Raw genomic sequence first — 21,581 nt, forward strand, 5'->3', positions numbered from 1 at the left:
CGGCTTAAGCCCAAACCACCGACAAAGCTTGCTAGAATGCGGCCTTCGAATTTTTGAACTCATACGCCATGTCATCGCTCGCCCCCTCAGCCGACACAAAACCAACCGATGCCGTTCGTGGCCGCGTGATTGTCGGCATGTCGGGCGGCGTCGATTCGTCAGTTGCAGCGGCATTGCTCATCCAGCAAGGCTGGCAGGTCGAAGGCCTGTTCATGAAAAACTGGGAAGAAGATGACGGCAGCGAATACTGCACGGCACGTGAAGACTTAGCCGATGCTCAGGCGGTGGCGGACAAACTCGGCATACATCTGCATAAGGCCAACTTCGCCGCCGAATATTGGGATGGTGTTTTCGAGCACTTCTTGGCGGAATACGCTGCTGGCCGCACGCCAAACCCCGACATTCTCTGCAATAAAGAAATCAAATTTCGCGCCTTCCTCGACTACGCCATGATGCTTGGCGCTGACTATATTGCCACTGGCCATTACGCCCGCCGCGACGAACAACAGCCAGCGCGCTTGCTTCGTGGACTCGACAGCAATAAAGACCAAAGCTATTTTTTACACGCCGTAGCTGGCGAGCAACTAGCGAAAACCTTATTTCCAGTCGGCGAATTGCCTAAGCCTGAAGTGCGGCGCATTGCCAGTGAGTTAGGCCTAGCGACGGCAGCGAAAAAAGACTCCACTGGCATCTGCTTTATTGGCGAGCGCCGCTTTAAAGACTTTTTGCAGCAATACCTTCCCGCACGCCCCGGATCTATTGAAACCGATGCCGGTGTAGTGATTGGTGAGCATCAGGGCTTGATGTATTACACCTTGGGACAGCGCCAAGGCATTGGTATTGGTGGGCAAAAAGATGCCAATGAGTCGCCGTGGTATGTGGTCGGCAAAGATATGGCGAGGCAAGTGCTGATTATCGGCCAAGGCCATGAGCACCCATTAATGCAAAGCCGCTCTTTATACGCGTCAATGATTGATTGGGTTGCTGGTGAAGCGCCGCAACTGCCGTTGGTATGCACGGCAAAAACACGTTATCGCCAAGCCGATCAGGCCTGCACCATCACAGCGTCTGGCTCAGGCTACCGCGTCACTTTTGATGAATTACAGCGCGCCGTTACGCCCGGACAATCCGTGGTTTTCTACCAGGACGAAGTCTGTTTGGGCGGCGGCGTGATTGAGGAGACATTTGCCACATGAGCCAACTGAACCGCGATAAAACCTTGGCATTAGCCGCTATTTTTCAAGCCGCAGGCCTTGCCGCTGAATTAGCAAAGACAGGCAAAAGCCACCCGGAAGCAGAAGCATTTTTGCGGCGCTCATCGCTGGTGCTCGACACCGATGACATCAACAAAATCTATCCTGATGCGCGTGGCTTAGAGCAAGGCCTGATGTGGTTGGAGGGTTGCCTGATGGAACAAGGTCGCTCATTAGCTCAAGCCGGTGAAATCGTTCGCCTAGGGCTGGGCATCGTGCAGGTAGAGAAGCATTTAGTGCGCTCGCCTGATGTGCAAAACAACTTGCGCCAGCGCCTTGAGACTGTTGCCCGCCAGCAGCAGTTTAATCCTGACATGAGCGATAGCGAACTCGCGCAAGCTCTCGGTTCGGTTTATGTCGATACTTTGGGTAGCCTGCAATTTCGCGTGCAATTACGCGGAAACGCGCAACACTTACAAGCCGCCGGCATGGCTGAACGCATCCGTGCCATTTTACTTGCCGGCGTTCGCGCCGCTTGGCTCTGGCGCCGCCTTGGTGGCCGCCGCTGGCACCTAATTTTCACCCGAAGCCAGATCCTCACCGAGATCCGCGAGATCGCGAAAACGGTGTAGAATCCGCCGCCTAAAATTTGTCCTTTGTACACTGGAGTGTTGCTATGGCGTTCTCGCCCCTTACCGCCCTTTCCCCGGTCGATGGCCGTTACGCTAGCAAAGTCGATGCACTTCGCCCCTACTTTAGCGAATTCGGCCTAATTCATGCCCGCGTTGAAGTCGAAGTGCGTTGGTTGCAATGCCTAGCCGCCCACGCCGGTGTGCCCGAAGTGCCCGCCTTCAGTGCTGAGGCCAATGCCTTTCTAGACAAACTAGTGGCTGAGTTTTCGCTCAATGATGCCGAGTGGATTAAAACCACTGAGCGCACCACTAATCACGACGTAAAAGCCGTCGAATATTTCCTCAAAGACCGCGTTCGCGCGCTACCTGAGTTGCAGGCTGTTACAGAGTTCATCCACTTTGCCTGCACCAGTGAAGACATCAATAATCTCTCGCACGCGCTGATGCTGAAAAATGGTCGCACCGTGGTCATCGCGCAAATGCAGGCTGTGGCCGACGCCATTCGTACCTTGGCCCATGCTCAAGCGGGCGTATCCATGCTGTCACGCACGCATGGCCAAACCGCCTCGCCAACGACACTGGGCAAGGAAATGGCCAACGTCGTGTATCGCTTAGAGCGCCAAATCGCCGAATTCGCGCGCGTGCCATTGCTCGGTAAAATCAATGGCGCCGTGGGTAACTACAACGCGCATTTGGTCGCTTACCCGCAGGTCGATTGGCAAGCCAACGCTGAAGCCTTTGTCACCTCGCTAGGCTTGGATTGGAATCCTTACACCACGCAAATCGAACCACACGACTATATTGCTGAAGCTTTCGATGCCGTGCGCCGCTACAACACTGTGCTCATCGATTTCAACCGCGATGTCTGGGGCTATATCTCGCTGGGCTATTTCAAGCAGCGTTTGAAAGAAGGCGAAGTTGGTTCTTCGACCATGCCGCACAAGGTCAATCCCATCGACTTCGAGAACTCCGAAGGCAACTTAGGCATCGCCAATGCTCTGCTCGGCCATCTCGCCGAAAAGCTACCAATCTCACGCTGGCAGCGCGACCTAACCGACTCCACCGTATTGCGTAACTTAGGCGTAGGCCTTGCGCACAGTGCCATTGCCTATGATTCCGCGCTAAAAGGTATCGGCAAGCTTGAGCTTAACGCAGCTTGCATAGCCGCAGATTTAGATGCGTCGTGGGAAGTCTTAGGCGAAGCCATTCAGACCGTGATGCGCCGCTACGGCATTGAAAAGCCCTACGAGAAGCTGAAAGAACTAACGCGCGGCAAAACCATTACCGCCGAATCATTGGCGACGTTTATTGCCACGCTTGATCTGCCAGAAGCGGTTAAAGCTGAGCTGAAAACGCTGACCCCAGCTAGCTATATTGGCAACGCTGACGCGCAAGCTCGCGCCGTTTAAGGAACACTGCACATGTCTTTTACGTCGAATGCCAGCGACTTATGTCGCCGTGATGAGCCGCTGCCATGGTTAGGCGGCTTGCGTGCAAGTGAGTTTTTGCGTGACTACTGGCAGAAAAAACCGCTGCTAGTACGCGGCGCTTTTCCGGCCTTGGCTGACCTCATTAGCTTTCAAGAGCTATTGCAGCTGGCCGAAGAGGACAGCCTAGAAAGCCGTGTGATCAGCGGGCCCGATGCCAAAGGCAATTGGAAGCTGAAAAACGGCCCATTTCCACCGGTGACTTGGCGCAAACACGGCAAGCAAAACTGGACTGTGCTAGTACAGGCTGTTGATCATGTACTGCCAACACTGTCTGACCTGCTCGACCATTTCGCCTTTGTGCCGGAATGGCGCATCGACGATGTCATGGTATCGGGCGCAGTAGTTGGCGGCTCTGTTGGCCCTCATAGCGACCAATACGATGTGTTTTTGCTGCAAGGGCCGGGCTCACGGCATTGGCAGCTAGGCCAGCAAGTCGCTGTTGATGAAGCGCTACTGCCAGACCAACCACTACGCTTATTAGCCAACTTCCAGCAAAGCTTTGAGGCCACCGTTGAGACCGGCGATTTGCTCTATGTGCCGCCTGGACTAGCGCATCACGGCGTTGCTACTAGCGACTGCCTGACTTACTCCGTGGGCTTTCGTGCACCGGCTGTGCCACGCCTACTCGACGCCCTCGCCGATCGCCTTTTAAGCCTCGATGAAAATGAGCCCTTATTGGCCGACCCTGATCGTGGCGTCTGCCAACACAGTGCCAGCTTAACCGCGCTAGACACCAACGCCATGCGCACTGCCATGCTGGCGTGGATAGATCAGCCGGAGCAAATGGCCTTGGCCATGGCACCGAGCTTGAGTGAGGCAAAATATGCCGACTACGAAGCGCAAGGTGAGAGCTGCAGCTTGGCGGACTTGCAATCGGCATTAGCTGAGGGCATCGAGCTAATTCGCGACCCCGCCTCGCGCTGGGTATGGCTGCCAGAAGTACAGCAGCTGTGGCGCAATGGTGAGTGCGTGGATATCTCTGCCGATATTATCGAGCATGTGCCCGCGCTACTGACTAGCCGCCGCCTGCGCCAAGCGCAATTAGCCGCATTGCCAGAGCTTGTTTTGCAATGGCTGGCCGACGACATCAGCGCTGGCTTTTGGTTGGCGGTTGAGGCGGCCTGATGCATTTGGCGTCTTTGCCTTGGCAAGACACACCTCTGCCCTACGCCAACGCGCTTCTGACTGAGCGTTGGCCATTACTACTCGATAGCCAAGGCGCTGGCCGTTGGCATATTTTGGTGGCAAATCCACGAGCAACCGCTGTACTGACTGAAGCTGGGTGGCAGTTTGACGGCTGGCCTGGCATTGATGGCGATAGCTTTGCGGTAATAGCGGCGTTGCAGGTATGGGGAGAGGCACTCAAGTCTGGGCAGCTCTCAGCATCTGAGGCCAATACAGCACCCACTAAAACCGCGGCCTCAGAGCTCCCATTTATGTCCGGCGTCATGGGCTATGTCGGCTACGCCGCACCCAGCGAACATGGCCTACCTGAGCGACATGGCGACGATTGGCCATTGGCCACGCTGGCTTATTACGACCAAGGCATCGCGCTAGATTGTGAAACACATGAAGCGTGGGTCTGGGCTAGCGACGCCATGAGCGCAGCCGAGTGGCAAAACTGGCAGCAGCGCTGCGTGACTAATTCAGAGGCTAAGCCAGCAGCCAAGCTCGAGGCATTTCAGCTAAAAACTCCATTTCAAGCGCTCACCACACAACAGCGCTATGCCGACGATATCGCTCACATTCATGAGCTCATTCGTGCCGGCGATTGTTATCAGGTCAACTACACTCAGGCTTATGAAGCGCAGCACAGCGGCCGATTGTGGACGCGCTACGAAGAGCTTCGCGAACTAGCGCGGGCACCGTATGGGGCATATTGGGCACTGCCTTGGGGCGAACTGCTGAGCCTGTCACCAGAGCAATTTATCGGCATCAATGATCGCACGCTGACCACACGCCCGATCAAAGGCACACGCGCACGCGGCAATGACAGCGAGCAAGACCAAGTCGAAGCCAGTGCACTAACTGCCAGCGCCAAAGACATGGCCGAAAACATCATGATCACCGACTTACTGCGCAATGACTTGAGTAAGCACGCGCGCATCGGCAGCGTCAGCGTGCCCGAGCTATGTGCCCTAAAAAGCTTTGGGCAAGTGCATCATTTGGTCACAACGATTACCGCCACACTCAACAGCGATGCGACCGTAGCTGAGGTTTTGCGCGATGCTTTCCCCGGTGGTTCCATCACCGGCGCGCCGAAAAAGCGCGTGATGGAAATCATCGAGGCCATCGAGCCCACAGCCCGCGGCGTCTATTGCGGCATGCTGTTTTATTGGGATGCCCGTGGCCGCGTCGATAGCAGCATCACTATCCGTACCTTGGCCGCTAAAGATGGCGTAGTGCGCACTTGGGCCGGCGGCGGCATCACGCTGGACTCCACTTGGCAGGCCGAATATGAGGAATGCTGGAGCAAAATGGGTGGCGTCATAGAAGCGCTATCGAAACCTTAGCTTTAGCTAGCGCAAAAAAATGCCCTCATATAGAGGGCATTTTATTTCACGAGAACAATCACTTAATCATCTAAAGCAACTGCTCCGCTGTTAAGGAATCTGGCGCAGTGATGCCTTACGGATCTCAGCCTTCAGCTCTTCATAGGTCGTGGTTACCGGAAATTGCGGAAACTCACGAATCACATTCTCAGGTGCATCAAACAAAATGCCTTGTTCAGCCTCGCCCAGCATATTGGTGTCGTTATACGAGTCACCAGCAGCGATACAGCGATAATTCAGCGAGTGAAAAGCTTTGATTGCAGCACGCTTTTGATCAGGCTGACGCAACTTATAGTCAGTGATGGTGCCATCGGCAGCGACTTCCAGCTTGTGACAAAACAGTGTTGGCCAATCGAGTTGGCGCATCAGCGGGTGGGCAAACTCATAGAAAGTATCGGACAAAATGATGAGCTGAAAATGCTCGCGCACCCAGGCTAAAAACTCATACGCACCTGGAATGGGACCCATATCAGCGATAACGGCTTGAATATCAGGTAAACCCAATTTGTGCTCTTTGCAGATGGCCAAACGCTGCTTCATCAACACGTCATAGTCGGGAATATCGCGCGTGGTGGCCTCTAATTCTTTAATGCCGGTACGCTTGGCGACATTGATCCAAATCTCGGGAACCAACACACCTTCTAAATCGAGACACACTAACTCCATGACCAACCCCTTTTAACGCCAAGCTTGTGAGACGCGAAGGGTACTGTCAGGCGCGTATCGGTGCAAATAGAAAAGCGCTTTCTGCTATGCTTTACGCCTGAAAATTACTGGAGTGAGTGATGGCTATTTCCGCTGCCGATATCGATGCCTGGCAAACCGAGCTAGCAGGCAAAGGCCCACAAAGCATCGTGAAGTTTGCGCTCACGCACTTCCCCGACCTGTGTTTATCATTTAGCGGCGCCGAAGATGTTGTGTTGATTGATATGGCGGTGAAGTCAAAACTACCCTTTCGAGTCTTCACTTTAGATACCGGCCGCCTACATGCAGAGACCTATCGCTTTCTCGATACGGTGCGCACGCACTACGGCATCACGTTAGAGGTCTGCTACCCCGAAGCGGAGGCTGTGCGCGAATTAGTCAGCAAAAAAGGCTTTTTCAGCTTTTATGAAGATGACCATAAAGAGTGCTGTGGCATCCGTAAGGTCGCCCCACTTCGCCGCCAGCTCGCCACCACCACCGCGTGGATGACTGGCCAGCGCAAAGACCAAAGCCCCGGCACTCGCAACGATGTACCCTTGGTGCAATACGATACTAGCTTTGAAGGTCTTGAAGGCCCATTGGCCAAGTTCAATCCGCTAGCGAATTGGTCATCTAGCGAGATTTGGGATTATATCCGCGCTCTAGAAGTGCCCTATAACCCATTGCATGAAAAGGGATTTGTCAGCATTGGTTGTGAGCCTTGCACACGTGCTGTGTTGCCTAATCAACACGAACGCGAAGGTCGTTGGTGGTGGGAAGAAGCAACGAAAAAAGAATGCGGCCTGCATTTGAGCAATCTGACACCGCCGACCTAAGCGTCAAAATAAAGTGCCCTCACTAACGCAGCTGAGGGCATAGTTTGTCGGACTCATCGTTAAAAAACCGGCAGTGCCTGGCCCTTAAACAAATGATCCACCTCAGCACGTGCATCGCCACGGTTGAGCACCGCCTCGACCACGCCACGATTAAGGTGCGGGGCAAATGCCTCGATAAAATCGAACATAAAGCCACGCAAAAACGTACCGCGGCGAAAGCCAATATGCGTCACGCTGGGCTCAAACAAATGCTCGGCCGGCAGCGCCACCAGCTTTCCACCATCAATCTCTGGCTCAAATGCCATCTGCGCGATAATGCCGACACCTAAACCTAGGCGCACATAAGTTTTAATGACGTCGGCATCTGTGGCAGTGAACACGACATTGGCAGCAAGGCCTTGCTGTCTAAACGCCTCATCTAGCTTAGAGCGCCCTGTAAAGCCAAAAACGTAAGTGACAATGTCGTGCTCCGCAATCGCCTCTAAGGTGAGCGGATGCACACGCGTGAGCGGATGATCTTTCGGCACCACCACTGTGCGGTTCCACTGGTACGCCGGCAACATCATCAAATCAGCAAAATGCTCTAAAGCTTCTGTCGCGATGGCAAAGTCGACGGTGCCGTCGGCGGCCATTTCGGCAATCTGCTGTGGAGTGCCTTGATGCATATGCAAAGTGACTTCGGGGTATTTTCGGCGAAATGCAGCAATTACGGGCGGTAGACGATAGCGCGCCTGCGTGTGAGTTGTAGCGACCGACAGTGTGCCGCGCGTCTCATCGGAAAACTCTAGTGCAACTTGGCGGATAGAGTCGACTTGGCGCAAAACATCGGCCGATAACTTTAAAATCGCCTGCCCTGCCGGCGTCACACGGGACAGGTGCTTGCCGTTACGCGCAAATATTTCTACACCCAGCTCGTCTTCTAAAAGGCGAATTTGCTTGCTGATGCCGGGCTGCGAGGTAAACAGTGCATTAGCCGTTTGCGACACATTCAGGTCGTGCTGCGAGACCTCCCAGATATAGCGTAATTGCTGCAACTTCATCTCAAGCCCCTTTCTTATAACTCAATGTCATAACTCTAGCGTAAAACATTCCTTTGCAGCAGTCCTAAGAATGCATATCGTGCCGCCATCATTTTGAGAACTCTAATATGTTGGTTTCTGAGTTTAGTTTTATTGCTGCCGGTGCATTAGTCGGTTTTGTGGTTGGTCTGACTGGCGTGGGTGGCGGCTCATTAATGACGCCTCTGCTAACCATGATGGGCGTACCTTTGCATACCGCCATTGGTACCGACTTGCTTTACGCGTCTATCAGCAAAACCGGTGGCGCCATTGTGCATCATCGCCATCGCAATATTGATTGGCGCATCACACTAACGCTTGCGACTGGCAGCATTCCTGCTGCGGCACTTACCGTCTATGCCTTGGCCAATTGGTTTCCCGATGCCAGTGCCTACAAACACATTTTGACCAGCTCACTAGGCTTTATGCTGCTTGTTAGCGCCTTAAGTATCTTATTGCGACCTGCAATTCAGCGCCGCATGGCTAAGCGCGAGCAATCAAACTGGGGAGTACGCGCATGGGTTGATCGCCATACGCAGGCACTGACAATTACCATGGGCGTTCTGCTTGGTATCCTAGTCACCCTGTCATCCGTTGGCGCCGGCGTCTTCGGTGTCATGGTCTTAGTCACCCTATTCCCTGCCCTAGCCATGATTCGCATCATCGGCACCGATGTGACTCATGCCGTCATGCTCACACTCATCGCCGGTCTCGGCCACATGAGCATGGGCCATGTCGACTGGCATATGCTCGGCTTCTTGCTCATAGGCTCACTGCCCATGATCGTCATCGGCACCACCTTAAGTTCACGTCTGCGCGAAGACATTATTCGCCCAATTTTAGGCGCAACTTTATTACTCCTCAGCCTACGGTTCATTTTCATCTAAAGTTTGAGGTATGATCGCGAGCTACGTGGAGACTATGCATGAGCCTTGATAACACCCAAATTGATGACCTAAACATTCGCTCTATCGATGTTTTGGTAACCCCTGCTGAACTCAGAAAAGCGCTGCCCATGAGCCTTGGTGCACATCGCACCGTGGCCGAGGGTCGGCAAACAATTCGCAATATTTTAGATGGCAAAGATCACCGCATATTTTTGGTGATCGGCCCCTGTTCTATCCATGACCTAAAAGCAGCGCACGAATACGCCCAGCGCTTAAAGGTTTTGGCTGAAGAAGTCAGCGACAGCATTTATCTGGTCATGCGTGTCTACTTTGAAAAGCCACGCACCACCGTGGGCTGGAAAGGCTTGATCAACGATCCGCGTATGGACGATAGCTTCCGTATCGAGGAAGGTCTGCACGTTGGTCGCAAGCTGCTCATCGAACTCAATGAAATGGGTCTGCCCTGCGCTACCGAAGCGCTAGACCCGATGTCGCCGCAGTACTTGCACGACCTCATTGCTTGGTCGGCGATTGGCGCGCGCACCACCGAATCGCAAACGCACCGCGAAATGTCATCGGGCCTATCTAGCCCTGTTGGCTTTAAAAACGGTACCGATGGCGGCCTAACGGTAGCCACCAACGCTCTGCTATCCGTGCGTAATGCCCACAGCTTCTTAGGCATTAATAGCGATGGCAAAGTCGCGGTGATTAACACTACTGGCAACCAGTACGGCCATGTCGTGTTGCGTGGCGGCGATGGCAAACCCAACTACGACTCAGTGTCTGTAGCACTTGCCGAACGCGCCTTGGAAAAAGCCAAAGCACCGATGAATATCATGATCGATGCCTCACACGCCAACTCCAATAAAGACCCAGCACTACAACCATTAGTGATGGACAACGTTGCCAATCAAATCGTTGAAGGCAACACTTCCATCATTGGCATGATGATTGAGTCACATCTGAAGTTTGGTCGCCAAGATATCCCGAAAGACTTAAGCCAACTGGTTTATGGCCAATCAGTGACCGATGGCTGCATCGATTGGGAAACGACTGAGGCCGCCGTGCGCTCTATGCACGAGAAGCTGAAAGACGTGCTGCCAAAACGTAAAAAATAAGGTCTGCTCGATAGGGGCTTTAGAGCTCCCTTGTTGCAGACACAAAAAAGCCCGGTCATTGCCGGGCTTTTTTGTGTCACCACTTATCTAAAATAAGCGTTGTCTTTCACCGTATGGTCGGTCTCATCTGTAACGCGATGCAGCTCAGGAATCAATCCTTTTAGCGTAGTTTCTACGCCCTGCTTCAAGGTCATATCGACAGCCGAGCAACCTTGGCAGCCGCCGCCAAACTTCAGCACGGCAACCCAACCTTCAGGCTCTTCGAAGCAACCAGTCAGCGACACATTGCCATTGTGTGCAGCAAGACCAGGGTTCACTTCACTGAACAGCACATGGTTAATACGCTCTTCCATTGGGCTGTCAGATGAAATATTGGGTACTTTCGAGCGTGGCGCTTTAAAAGTGAGCTGGCCGCCCATGCGATCTTTGTTGAAATCGATCACGGCATCGACGAGATAAGTTACCGAGCGACCATCGACATAGGCTGGGAAACCTTCAAAGTCAACGCGCACGTCTTCTTCTTTCTCTTCGCCTTTGGTGCAATAAGCCATGCAGCATTCTGCGCGCGGCGTGCCGGGATTTTCGACAAAAATTCGCACACCAATGCCGTCACTGTTTTGCTTGGCTAATAATTCGCGCAGATAGCCTTGAGCCGTCTCCGTAATCTCAAGATTGGTGATGGCTTGCGCATCGAAAGAAACCGATTGATTTACTTCAGGCTGACTCATGGAAGCTCCTTTATCGCCCACAGCATGCCGGGACGGGCATGCTTCAAATTATGGCCGCAAGTATAGCATCTTGCGTGCAGCTCATGCCTTCGCTCATCCATTCTGCTAAACTATATATCCATTTTTTTAGATAGATCTATGCCCATGTCTCGCGCTGACCGTCTGATTAGTTTTGAGCAGCAACTCGCCCAACGTATTTTGATTCTCGACGGTGGCATGGGAACCATGATTCAGCAGCGAAAGCTTAGTGAAGCCGACTATCGCGGCGAACGCTTTGGCGATTGGCCTCGCGATGTTAAGGGCAATAACGATTTGCTCGTGCTCAGCCAACCACAGATTATTCGCGAAATCCATGAGGCTTATTTAGCTGCCGGCGCCGATATTATCGAGACCAATACCTTCAATAGCACCAAAGTTTCCATGTCTGATTACGGCATGGAGTCGCTAACCATTGAGCTCAACTTTGAAGCGGCAGCATTAGCGCGTCGTGTTGCTGATGAATTTACCGCACGCGAACCGCATAAGCCGCGCTATGTCGCCGGCGTTATTGGGCCAACCTCTCGCACCTGCTCTATTTCGCCAGATGTTAACAATCCTGCCTTCCGCAACGTCAGCTTCGACCTGCTCGTCGAAAACTACTTAGAGTCGACTCTCGCGCTAATCGACGGCGGCGCTGATCTGATTTTGATCGAAACTGTTTTCGATACGCTCAACGCCAAAGCCGCCATTTTTGCTGTGCAAGAAGCTTTTGAGCAATGCGGCACCACATTGCCTATTATGATTTCTGGCACTATTACCGACGCTTCTGGGCGTACGCTCACCGGCCAAACAGCCGAAGCCTTTTGGAACTCGGTGCGTCACGCCAAGCCTATCTCCATTGGCTTTAACTGCGCGCTCGGTGGCAAAGAGCTGCGGCCATATGTCGAAGAGCTTTCGCGCAAAGCTGACACCTACGTTAGCGCTCATCCTAATGCCGGCCTCCCAAATGCCTTTGGTGAGTACGATGAAACGCCTGATGAAACTGCGGCTATTATTAAAGAGTTCGCAACCAGTGGCTTTCTCAATATTGTTGGCGGTTGCTGCGGCACCATGCCAGAACACATCGCCGCCATAGCCAAAGCGGTTGAAGGCAAAGCGCCGCGGGTGGTGCCTGAGCTCCCACGCGTCTGCCGCCTATCAGGCCTTGAGCCATTCACCATTGCTGATGACAGCCTGTTTGTGAACGTTGGCGAACGTACCAACATCACTGGCTCGAAAAAATTTGCTCGTCTCATTCGCGAAGAAAACTATGCTGAAGCATTAGAAGTCGCTCGCCAACAAGTCGATAACGGTGCGCAAATCATCGATATCAACATGGATGAAGGCATGTTGGACTCGCAGGCCGCGATGGTGAAATTCTTAAACATGGCGGCAACCGAACCCGATATTTGCCGTGTGCCGATCATGGTCGATTCATCGAAATGGGAAATCATCGAAGCTGGCCTGAAGTGTATCCAGGGCAAGTCGGTGGTGAACTCAATTTCCATGAAGGAAGGCGTCAAAGAGTTCAAGGATCGTGCTCGTTTGTGCATGCGATATGGCGCCGCCGTGGTCGTTATGGCTTTCGACGAGCAAGGCCAAGCCGACACCGTTGCGCGCAAAAACGAAATCTGCAAACGCTCATACGATATTTTAGTTAATGAAGTTGGCTTTCCGCCCGAAGACATTATTTTTGACCCTAATGTCTTCGCCGTTGCCACCGGCATCGAAGAGCACAATAACTACGCCGTCGACTTTATCGAAGCCTGCGACTACATCACCAAAAACCTGCCTTACGCGAAAATCTCTGGCGGGATCTCTAACGTCTCATTTTCGTTCCGTGGCAATGAGCTGGTTCGCGAAGCCATCCACTCGGTGTTTTTGTACTACGCAATTCGCAATGGCCTAAGCATGGGCATTGTCAACGCCGGGCAGCTGGCGATTTACGAAGACATTCCCGCTGAGCTCAAAGCCTGCGTTGAAGACGTGATCTTAAACAAACGCGAAGATGGTACTGAGCGCTTGCTAGCCTTAGCTGAGCGCTATCGTGGCGAAGGCGGCAAGCAAATCGTTGAGGATCTGTCTTGGCGCGAATGGCCCGTTAACAAGCGCTTAGAGCATGCGCTGGTTAAAGGCATCACCACGTTTATTGTTGAAGATGCCGAGGAAGCACGGCAACAAGCTGAGCGCCCAATTCACGTCATCGAAGGCCCTCTCATGGATGGCATGAATGTGGTTGGCGACCTGTTTGGCTCGGGCAAAATGTTTTTGCCACAAGTAGTGAAGTCTGCTCGCGTGATGAAGCAAGCGGTGAACCATCTCATCCCATTTATTGAGGCCGAGAAAAACGGCGTGGTTATCGCCAAAGGCAAAGTACTCTTGGCTACGGTCAAAGGTGATGTCCACGATATTGGTAAAAATATTGTCGGCGTGGTACTCGGCTGTAATGGTTATGACATTGTTGACCTCGGCGTTATGGTACCTGCCGATAAAATCCTGCAAGCCGCCATCGATGAAAAAGTCGACATCATCGGCCTCTCCGGCCTGATCACCCCATCGCTAGATGAAATGGTGCATGTGGCGCGCGAAATGCAGCGACTCGACTTTAAAGTGCCGCTTTTAATAGGTGGCGCAACCACATCGAAAGCGCATACCGCAGTAAAAATTGATCCACACTATAAAAATGACGGTGTGATTTACGTCGCCGATGCCTCGCGTGCGGTCGGCGTGGTAACCACCTTGCTAAACAAGTCAGCTAAAGATGCGTTTATCGCCGAGCGCCGTGCTGAATACGCCGAAACTCGAGAGCGTATTAATAATCGAGAGCCACGCGGCAAACGCTTAAGCTATGAAACCGCAGTCGCTACTGGCTTGCAAAGCGATTGGTCGCAAGCAACACCGATCAAGCCAAAGCAGTTAGGCGTGCAAGTTTTTGATCACTACGACTTGAGTGAAATTGTTGAGTATTTCGACTGGCAACCATTCTTTATGGCATGGAGCCTGCACGGAAAGTACCCTGCAATTTTAGAGGATGATGTTGTTGGTGAGGCCGCTCGTGACTTGTTTAATGATGCTCAAGCCATGCTGAAAACCTTGATTGAAGGCAAGCATTTACGTGTGCGCGGCGTCATTGGGCTATGGCCTGCCAACCGCGTTGGCGCCGATGATGTACGCGTTTGGGCCGATGCCGACAAAACAGAGTGCCTAGGCGAAATTCATAATTTGCGCATGCAAAACGAGCAAGTTAGTGGCAAGCCCAACTTGTCTTTGGCCGATTTCGTAGCGCCAATAGATAGCGGCGTTCAAGACTATGTCGGCGGCTTTACTGCTTCAGTGCATGGCGCCGATGAGTTCGCTAAAACCTTCGAAGATGCTGGCGATACTTACAACAGCATCTTGATTAAGTCTTTGGCTGACCGTTTTGTAGAGGCCTTTGCTGAGCGCCTACACCAACGTGTGCGCCAAGAGTTCTGGGGCTACGCGACCGATGAGCAGCTCGATACAAACGACCTGATTGCCGAGAAATACGCAGGCATCCGTCCTGCGCCAGGCTATCCCGCCTGCCCCGAGCACAGTGAAAAATCCGAGCTTTTCCGCTGGCTCAACGCCACTGAAAATACCGGCACCGTACTTACAGAGCATTTCGCTATGTACCCCACCGCTGCTGTCTCGGGCTGGTATTTCGCACACCCCAAAGCCAGCTACTTTAATGTCGGCAAAATTGGTCGCGATCAAGTCGAAAACTACGCTCAGCGTAAGGGTTGGGACATGGCCACAGCCGAGCGTTGGCTAATGCCGAATTTAGGCTATGATGTGGTCGATAACTAAACGATCGGCGCACGTAACCTCCGTGGCCGATCATCTAATAATGATCTGGTCATGCCCTCTGGGGCGTCAAACAGACGGAGGTTTTAGTGTCCAAAGGCTATGGCAATCCGCCGCCACCCAGCAGCATCAAGCTGAAAAAGCGCACACGCTTGCGCCTGGCGTTGAGCCGAGCACTTCGTAGTGGCTTTAATGTGGCTGGACTAAAAAAGACCGAACTCGATGAAAATGCAGAATCCGCTGAGATTTTTGTGCTCAGCGGCATTCTCATTACGCTGCTAACCATCGCAGCCATTTGGATAGGTTTGCAGCAGTTTATTGAGGCAATGCATCAATAAACTGCTGGGCTTATACGCGAGGTGATTGCACGCTACGTTGCCACCAGCGCAGCAACAGATTATCCACCGAGCTCGTCGCAGCAATGCCTAAGCGCTGGCCTAAACTCTTTTTCTCGCGCCAATGCAGCGCAAACAACTCCGCTTCAGTAGCGCGCTCACGCAAATAATCATCGCTGGTTTTTAAGCTATCGACCAAGCCTAAAGCCAAGGCTTGCTGGCCATACCAATGCTCACCTGTAGCCACTACTGCCATATCAACTTGCGTGCGCCACTGCGCCACATGCGCTTTAAATAGCTCGTGGGTGTCGTCTAAATCATGTTGAAACTTAGCACGCCCTTCATCGGTGTTTTCACCAATCATGGTCAATGTGCGTTTGTATTGCCCTGCTGTCATCAACTCAACATCAATGTCATTTTTCTTCAGCAGGCGATGCACGTTTGGAATTTGCGCAACCACGCCGATGGAGCCGATAACCGCGAACGGCGCAGCGATAAGTTGATTGGCCAAACACGCCATCATATAACCACCGCTGGCCGCGACTTTATCGACACAAATGGTCAGGCGAAGGTTTGCGGCGCGGATGCGCGCTAATTGCGAAGAGGCCAAACCATAGCTGTGTACCATGCCGCCCGGGCTTTCTAGGAGCACCACGACTTCATCACGCTCAGCAACGGCAACTGCTAGCAACGCCGAAATTTCATGACGCATTTGCGCCACGGCCGATGCCGCCATGTCGCCGGTAAATTTCAGCACATAAACATGCGCTTTCGGCTCAGCCGTTTTGGCGGATTTTTTTTCCAACTTCGCCTTCGCCTTGCGCGCTTTGCGTTCAACTTTCCATGCGCTGTCATCCCAGACCAAACTGCGCAGAGCATCGGCCTCGGCATCGAAACGCTCATTTAAAGTTTCGACTTCTAAATGCCCAGACTGCAGGCCGGGCAAGTCACCACGGCGAGCACGGCCTAGCATCATCAAAACGAGGGATACTAAAAACGCAACGGTTACGCCTTTAGCCAAAAACAAGCCGTAATCGGCAATCCATTCAAGCATGATGTGTCTTTCGCTCCGTAATAAATTGATCTATCAGCGCCCGCGCGATGCTGCCTTTTGGCGGCAATAGGGGCAACTGCTCATAATGAAAGAATTGTGCATCAACAATTTCGTCTTCTTGGCAGATGATTTCGCCACCTACGTATTCAGCAAAGAAACCAATCATCAGGCTGCTGGAAAATGGCCATGACTGGCTAGCGTGATAACGAATATTGCTGATCTTTACGCCAACTTCTTCACGAACTTCACGAATCAAAGTTTGCTCCGCGCTCTCGCCAACTTCCATAAAACCAGCCAAGGCGCTGTACATGCCGTTGGTGAAGCGCGTCGATTGCGCCAGTAACAGTTCGTCGCCACGAGAAATAATAGCAATCACACAGGGGTTAATGCGCGGATATATCGAGCTGCCGCAAGGTGCGCAAACTCTAGCACGCTCACCTCGTGAGTGAGCCTGCATTGGCCCGCCACAACGACCACAAAAACGGTGTTTGTCAGCCCATTCCAGCACCTGCATGCTGCGCCCTAGCAAGTCATAACTGGCAGGAGTCAGTGATGCCAATAAACTGCGCACATCAATCCAAATAAAACCATCGGGCGCGATAGACAGCGACCATGCCATGACCGGCGTATCGCCCCACACGCCAGAGAACTGACCCATGAAATGCCATTCAGCCTCAGCATCAATATGCCATAGCATGTCGCTATATTTTGGTAGCCGATCAGCTAATGAATCGCCGACCTCTTGCGCGAGGGAGCTTTCGCGCAGGAGTACACGAGTGCCCTGCATAATGATGGCAAATGCTTCACGAGGAATGTCGCCATGCCATTGCGTGGCGACACTAAACGCCTCAGTCATAGCGATGAAACAGGCACTGCCCGTCTTCTGTATTTTTGTCTAAGACTGCCAATTGCTCGGCATGAGCGGCTAGCTCATCGGCATTTGCCGCAATGATCGGCAGCGGACTACGATCAGCCGCTAAGCGCTTAATACGCTCGCCTTTTTCGCTATCTTGGCCATCGCCATCGTCATCCTGCCCCAGCTGTAGTCCAACTTGGCCACCGGTCATTGCCAAATAAACATCGGCTAAAATTTCAGCGTCAAGCAAAGCCCCGTGCAATGTGCGCTCACGGTTATCAACACCGTAACGCCGCGCCAGAGCATTAAGATTATTTTTTTGACCAGGATGTTTTGCCCGCGCCATCGGCAGTGTGTCGAGCACCGTGCAGATGTCAGTTACCGGTGGTAAATCGAGCAAGGCCAGCTCATTATTTAAGAAGCCGATGTCGAATGGTGCGTTATGAATGACTAGCTCTGCACCTTCGACGAAGTCCAAAAATGCCATGGCGATTTCATTAAAGCGCGGCTTATCGGCAAGAAACTCAGCGCTAATGCCATGCACACGCTGAGCATCAGGATCGATCTCACGATCAGGCTGCACATAATAGTGAAAGCTCTTTGAGGTCAGTCGGCGGTTCACCACCTCCAAACAACCAATTTCAATCAAGCGATGCCCGCGCGCCGGATCTAAGCCCGTGGTTTCCGTGTCTAAAATGATTTGCCGTGTCATTTTGCTAATCCTATATCAATCGCTTCAGTGGCGAGTTTATCCACTGCTTCGTTGCCAGGGTCGCCTGCATGACCTTTGACCCAGCGCCAGTCGACTTCGTGCGGTTCTGACGCATCAATTAGTGCCTGCCAAATATCGGCATTTTTCACTGGCTGCTTGGCGGCTGTTTTCCAGCCACGCGCGCGCCAGCCAGGCAGCCATTCGGTCATGCCTTTGCGCAAATACTCGGAGTCTGTCCACAGCACTACGCGCGATGGCTGCTTGAGTGCCCGCAAGGCCATTAAGGCCGCCGTCAGCTCCATGCGATTATTAGTGGTTGCGGCCTCAAAACCCGATAACGCTTTTTCGTGTGCACCACTGCGTAATAACGCGCCCCAACCGCCTGGGCCTGGGTTACCGCGACAGGCGCCGTCGGTATAAATCACCACCTCATTCATGCAAATTCCTATTGTTTCTCTGACGCTGCTGCACTGGCCAAGCATTTGACCATGCGCCACGATTAATCGCGCTATTGTCGCTTATTGGCGTAAGGCGGCAGGTGTTTTTTTGCCACAATTGCACGCACCATTGTGCCATTGGAAAATAACGCTGCCACGGTGCGGCCCACTGCTGAGCGATCAGGGCAGGCATTAGACTGAAGCGTCGTGCATCACCCCAATGCTGTTGCTGCAACTGCCAACCCAAGGCCTGTGCCTGTGCCATACCAGACCAACACCATTGCGCCAAATGAGCTTGGTCAACATACACCAAGACACGGCCATCATCGGCTAGACAACTATCAATTTCAGTCAAAACACGAGGCTGGCATCGTGCCGTTAATGGCGCCCACGACAGCCAAACCGCATCGAAAGTTTGTGGTGCAAAAGGCCAAGCATAGGGATCAATAATCGCCGATACGGCGCTCTGCTTAGTCGCAGAATGTGCGGTGCTAACCAGATGCTTATTGAGCGGTCGCGTGCAGGGCATAGTGGCTAAATGCACAGGCAAATCGACCAGTAATGCCGACACACCATGACATTTAACTGCCGCCAAGCGCCATGCCTGGCGTTCGCGTTCAGACACAGACTGGCGTGAGGTGCGCGCGGAAAGGCTTTGGTGTAGTTTCATGGCCACGATTATTGAACTTAAGCCACCATCATGTCATCACCTCAAACACCTATCGTGACACCACTGCCCTGCTTTCTTGATAATTATATCTGGCATATCGAGACATCTCAGGGCGATTGGGTGGTCGATCCTGGCGATGCCCAAGTTGTGCTCGCGTATCAGGCTAAGCGCGGCAAACCCTTAGCTGGCGTGCTTATCACTCATCATCACCTCGATCACACCGCGGGCATTGCAGCCTTAGTAGAAGCTTTTGCTATGCCTGTTTATGGCCCTTCTGAGGTACGCGAAGGCATCAGCAACTATATAAAAGTAGACGACGTATTAACGCTCGATGGCATGGGGTCAGTACAGGTGCTTGATGTTGCCGCGCATACGCTGGGGCATATTGCCTACTATTTAAAAGGTCACGACCTGCTGTTTTGTGGCGACAGCCTATTTAGCGCGGGTTGCGGAAGACTGTTTGAAGGTACACCGACTGACTTGGCTCGCGTTATGAGTACGCTCAGCGCATTACCAGCCGTTACCGTGATTTTTCCTACGCATGAATACACCGCCGCCAATATTCGTTTTGCTGAAGCCATTGAGCCCGACAATAATGAGCTCAAGCACTACGCGCATAAAGTGGCGGCATGGCGCGCAAAAAATCAACCGAGCCTCCCTACTCATTTGGCGCTTGAACTGGCGATTAATCCATTTTTACGCAGTCATGAAAGCACCGTGGTCGCGGCGGCAAGCACATATGCCGGAAAGCCCTTACAGCCTGGCGAACAAACCTTGGCAACACTACGCGCTTGGAAAGACGTTTTTTAGTACACTGGCTGGAAAATAACGAGAATGCCCATGCTTATTTCTGTAGACAATCTCCGAAACTCACGACAGCCGCGCGTTCTTTTAGCGCTACTAGCGGCTTTGTTTTTATCGGCCTGTGCCAGTGCACCCGTTGCTAAACGTAGTTACCCGATTATTCAAAAGCAGCGCATCGTGGTACCACCACAGCCTATGAAACCAATCGCGAAAAATGACGTGCAACCGGCAGCGGCTCGCGTAGTTGTTACACCTGCACCTGCTCCTGCGAGCATTTTAGCTTCGGCTGTAGTAACTGAAATTGCATCAGCCCCAGCAACAACTCCAGTGCAAGCCGCAGCATCAGTATCAGTATCAGTTATCGCTAAAGTACCTACTGCGGCTGCAGTCATCAGCAAGCCTGCTAGTAGCATTAAAGTCGACAATGATCCTGCGCTAAGCGCTCCAACCATTATTTTAACGCGTAGCACACCGGCTAAAGCCAGCGTTGCTACTAACCAAGATTTAGTTCAGCGCTTGCGTCGTGGCTTTAGCATGCCCACGCGCTATAACTCACGCATCGATGCCCAGTTTTCGCGCTATAGCGGCCAGCAAAAATACATCGATGAGTTAATGGCAAAAGCCTCACGCTTCCTATTTGTTGCCGTTGCCGAAGCCGAGCGTCGCGGCCTGCCCACAGAGTTAGCGCTGTTGCCCATAATCGAAAGCGCATACGACCCCGCGGCAACATCGAAATCTAATGCAGCCGGCCTTTGGCAGTTTATCCCAGACACCGGCCGTCTATATGGTTTACGCCAAACTAACTGGGTTGATGCACGTCGTGACCCGCTTGAATCCACTCGCGCCGCCTATGACTATTTGGCCAAGCTCTACGGCATGTTCGGTGATTGGGAGCTTGTGCTCGCCTCTTACAATGCTGGGCCAGGAACGGTTTCACGCGCGCTTCAAGCAAATAACGCACGCGGCCTTGGCGATGACTATTGGTCACTAAAACTATCTGCAGAAGCTATGGATTATGTGCCGCGCTTTCTCGCAGTGGTGTCGATGTTTAAAGACCCAATTTCTGCAGGCGTGAGCATTCCCGCCATACCAAACCGCCCATATTTTCGCACAGTCGCCGCCAAAGGCAGCTTAGACCTTGATACAGTCTCAACACTTTCTGGCGTGCCACTCGACGAGCTTCGCATACTCAATGCCGCGCTACGTCGCGATCAATTAGCTCCCGATGGCCCCTACCTTTTGCATGTGCCTAACTACTTAGATATTGCCAGCGAGCATTTGTTAGTTCAGCAATCTGTTGCCTCGGATGTACGTGTGGTCAATGCCTCAGGCCGCCCCGAGGCTGTCGTGGCTAGTGTGAGCACCGAGATTATTCGAGCAAACTATATCGATGCTAATAGCCGCACTTACCAAGTGCGGCGTGGCGACTCGTGGTTCAGCATCGCGCGCCGAAATCAGTTGTCGGCGACTCAGCTAGCCGCAGCCAATGACGAAGAGCTCAGCACCATTTTAGATATTGGTCGTGAGCTCAGCATCCCCACGCCTGCGGCTGCGGCTTATCAAGCGCATGTGTTTAACTCGAGCACATCAACGGCCTCACGCGAGCCAGTTTCACTACCACGAAACAATGCCGCCACTCAGGTCATCCAAGCAGGTAATCGCGGGCTATAACTTATGCGGCAGTGCGGCAGT

The 21,581-nt window shown here is 52.7% G+C and carries 20 protein-coding genes; 12 read left to right on the plus strand and 8 right to left on the minus strand.

All coding sequences use genetic code 11. The features are described from left to right. Positions 1-68 precede the first annotated feature (68 nt). Genes mnmA through pabB form a run of 5 tightly spaced genes read left to right on the plus strand, consistent with a single transcriptional unit; the run spans position 69 to position 5,828 of the window. Complete coding sequence (gene mnmA, locus ACFQ0F_RS04580) at positions 69-1,196, plus strand: tRNA 2-thiouridine(34) synthase MnmA (RefSeq protein WP_340674781.1); 1,128 nt, start codon at positions 69-71, stop codon at positions 1,194-1,196. Further along, positions 1,193-1,825, plus strand: a complete 633-nt coding sequence (locus tag ACFQ0F_RS04585; RefSeq protein WP_340674782.1) for a lysogenization protein HflD — start codon at positions 1,193-1,195, stop codon at positions 1,823-1,825. The genes mnmA and ACFQ0F_RS04585 overlap by 4 nt, the downstream gene beginning before the upstream one ends. 44 nt (positions 1,826-1,869) lie before the next feature. Next, complete coding sequence (gene purB, locus ACFQ0F_RS04590; protein WP_340674783.1) at positions 1,870-3,234, plus strand: adenylosuccinate lyase; 1,365 nt, start codon at positions 1,870-1,872, stop codon at positions 3,232-3,234. A 12-nt stretch (positions 3,235-3,246) separates the two neighbouring features. Next, the gene (locus ACFQ0F_RS04595) at positions 3,247-4,440 is read left to right on the plus strand and encodes a JmjC domain-containing protein (RefSeq protein WP_379069570.1); all 1,194 of its coding nucleotides are present in this window, start codon (positions 3,247-3,249) and stop codon (positions 4,438-4,440) included. Next, entirely contained in the window at positions 4,440-5,828 is a 1,389-nt protein-coding gene (gene pabB, locus ACFQ0F_RS04600; protein WP_379069573.1) for an aminodeoxychorismate synthase component I, read from the plus strand. Before ACFQ0F_RS04595 ends, pabB begins: the two co-directional genes overlap by 1 nt. A 90-nt stretch (positions 5,829-5,918) precedes the next feature. Here the strand turns inward: pabB and thrH are convergent, their stop codons facing one another. Next, positions 5,919-6,533 carry a bifunctional phosphoserine phosphatase/homoserine phosphotransferase ThrH gene (thrH, locus tag ACFQ0F_RS04605; RefSeq protein ID WP_340674786.1) on the minus strand — a complete coding sequence of 205 codons (615 nt, stop codon included), beginning with the start codon at positions 6,531-6,533 and terminating at the stop codon, positions 5,919-5,921. 119 nt (positions 6,534-6,652) lie between these two features. Between thrH and ACFQ0F_RS04610 the strand changes: the two genes are divergently transcribed. Next, on the plus strand, positions 6,653-7,387 hold the full coding sequence (locus ACFQ0F_RS04610; protein WP_379069576.1) for a phosphoadenylyl-sulfate reductase: 735 nt from the start codon (positions 6,653-6,655) through the stop codon (positions 7,385-7,387). A 59-nt stretch (positions 7,388-7,446) separates the two neighbouring features. On the opposite strand, the gene cysB is transcribed toward ACFQ0F_RS04610, so the two are convergent. Then, positions 7,447-8,427 carry an HTH-type transcriptional regulator CysB gene (cysB, locus tag ACFQ0F_RS04615; protein ID WP_340674788.1) on the minus strand — a complete coding sequence of 327 codons (981 nt, stop codon included), beginning with the start codon at positions 8,425-8,427 and terminating at the stop codon, positions 7,447-7,449. A gap of 107 nt (positions 8,428-8,534) precedes the next feature. Between cysB and ACFQ0F_RS04620 the strand changes: the two genes are divergently transcribed. Together ACFQ0F_RS04620 and ACFQ0F_RS04625 are read left to right on the plus strand one after the other, a co-directional pair. Then, on the plus strand, positions 8,535-9,332 hold the full coding sequence (locus tag ACFQ0F_RS04620) for a sulfite exporter TauE/SafE family protein (protein ID WP_340674789.1): 798 nt from the start codon (positions 8,535-8,537) through the stop codon (positions 9,330-9,332). 38 nt (positions 9,333-9,370) lie between these two features. After that, entirely contained in the window at positions 9,371-10,450 is a 1,080-nt protein-coding gene (locus tag ACFQ0F_RS04625; protein WP_379069580.1) for a 3-deoxy-7-phosphoheptulonate synthase, read from the plus strand. A gap of 83 nt (positions 10,451-10,533) precedes the next feature. Here ACFQ0F_RS04625 and nfuA read toward each other — a convergent pair whose 3' ends face one another. Then, entirely contained in the window at positions 10,534-11,178 is a 645-nt protein-coding gene (gene nfuA / locus ACFQ0F_RS04630; protein ID WP_340674791.1) for a Fe-S biogenesis protein NfuA, read from the minus strand. 144 nt (positions 11,179-11,322) lie between these two features. On the opposite strand from nfuA, the gene metH reads away from it, so the two are divergent. After that, positions 11,323-15,024: a methionine synthase gene (gene metH, locus ACFQ0F_RS04635; RefSeq protein ID WP_379072104.1), complete on the plus strand. Its 3,702-nt coding sequence runs from the start codon at positions 11,323-11,325 to the stop codon at positions 15,022-15,024. Positions 15,025-15,110: 86 nt separating this feature from the next. Then, positions 15,111-15,359: a hypothetical protein gene (locus tag ACFQ0F_RS04640; RefSeq protein WP_340674792.1), complete on the plus strand. Its 249-nt coding sequence runs from the start codon at positions 15,111-15,113 to the stop codon at positions 15,357-15,359. A gap of 10 nt (positions 15,360-15,369) precedes the next feature. Here ACFQ0F_RS04640 and sohB read toward each other — a convergent pair whose 3' ends face one another. Genes sohB through ACFQ0F_RS04665 form a run of 5 tightly spaced genes read right to left on the minus strand, consistent with a single transcriptional unit; the run spans position 15,370 to position 19,085 of the window. Then, the gene (gene sohB / locus ACFQ0F_RS04645; protein ID WP_340674793.1) at positions 15,370-16,410 is read right to left on the minus strand and encodes a protease SohB; all 1,041 of its coding nucleotides are present in this window, start codon (positions 16,408-16,410) and stop codon (positions 15,370-15,372) included. Continuing rightward, entirely contained in the window at positions 16,403-17,266 is an 864-nt protein-coding gene (gene nudC, locus ACFQ0F_RS04650) for an NAD(+) diphosphatase (protein ID WP_379069585.1), read from the minus strand. The genes sohB and nudC overlap by 8 nt, the downstream gene beginning before the upstream one ends. Further along, positions 17,259-17,978, minus strand: coding sequence for a DNA polymerase III subunit epsilon (dnaQ, locus tag ACFQ0F_RS04655; protein WP_379069588.1), 720 nt, complete (start codon positions 17,976-17,978; stop codon positions 17,259-17,261). The genes nudC and dnaQ overlap by 8 nt, the downstream gene beginning before the upstream one ends. Beyond that, positions 17,975-18,415, minus strand: coding sequence for a ribonuclease HI (gene rnhA, locus ACFQ0F_RS04660; RefSeq protein WP_379069591.1), 441 nt, complete (start codon positions 18,413-18,415; stop codon positions 17,975-17,977). The genes dnaQ and rnhA overlap by 4 nt, the downstream gene beginning before the upstream one ends. Then, on the minus strand, positions 18,408-19,085 hold the full coding sequence (locus ACFQ0F_RS04665) for a hypothetical protein (RefSeq protein WP_340674797.1): 678 nt from the start codon (positions 19,083-19,085) through the stop codon (positions 18,408-18,410). Before ACFQ0F_RS04665 ends, rnhA begins: the two co-directional genes overlap by 8 nt. Positions 19,086-19,115: 30 nt before the next feature. Between ACFQ0F_RS04665 and gloB the strand changes: the two genes are divergently transcribed. Both gloB and ACFQ0F_RS04675 read left to right on the plus strand, forming a co-directional pair. After that, the gene (gene gloB / locus ACFQ0F_RS04670; protein ID WP_379069595.1) at positions 19,116-19,895 is read left to right on the plus strand and encodes a hydroxyacylglutathione hydrolase; all 780 of its coding nucleotides are present in this window, start codon (positions 19,116-19,118) and stop codon (positions 19,893-19,895) included. 30 nt (positions 19,896-19,925) lie between these two features. Beyond that, positions 19,926-21,560 (plus strand): transglycosylase SLT domain-containing protein, encoded by a 1,635-nt coding sequence (locus ACFQ0F_RS04675; protein ID WP_379069598.1) that lies wholly within the window; start codon positions 19,926-19,928, stop codon positions 21,558-21,560. The last annotated feature ends 21 nt before the right edge of the window (positions 21,561-21,581 follow it).

Origin of the sequence: Paraperlucidibaca wandonensis (assembly GCF_042677145.1) — a bacterium.
Lineage (GTDB): Bacteria > Pseudomonadota > Gammaproteobacteria > Pseudomonadales > Moraxellaceae > Perlucidibaca > Perlucidibaca wandonensis.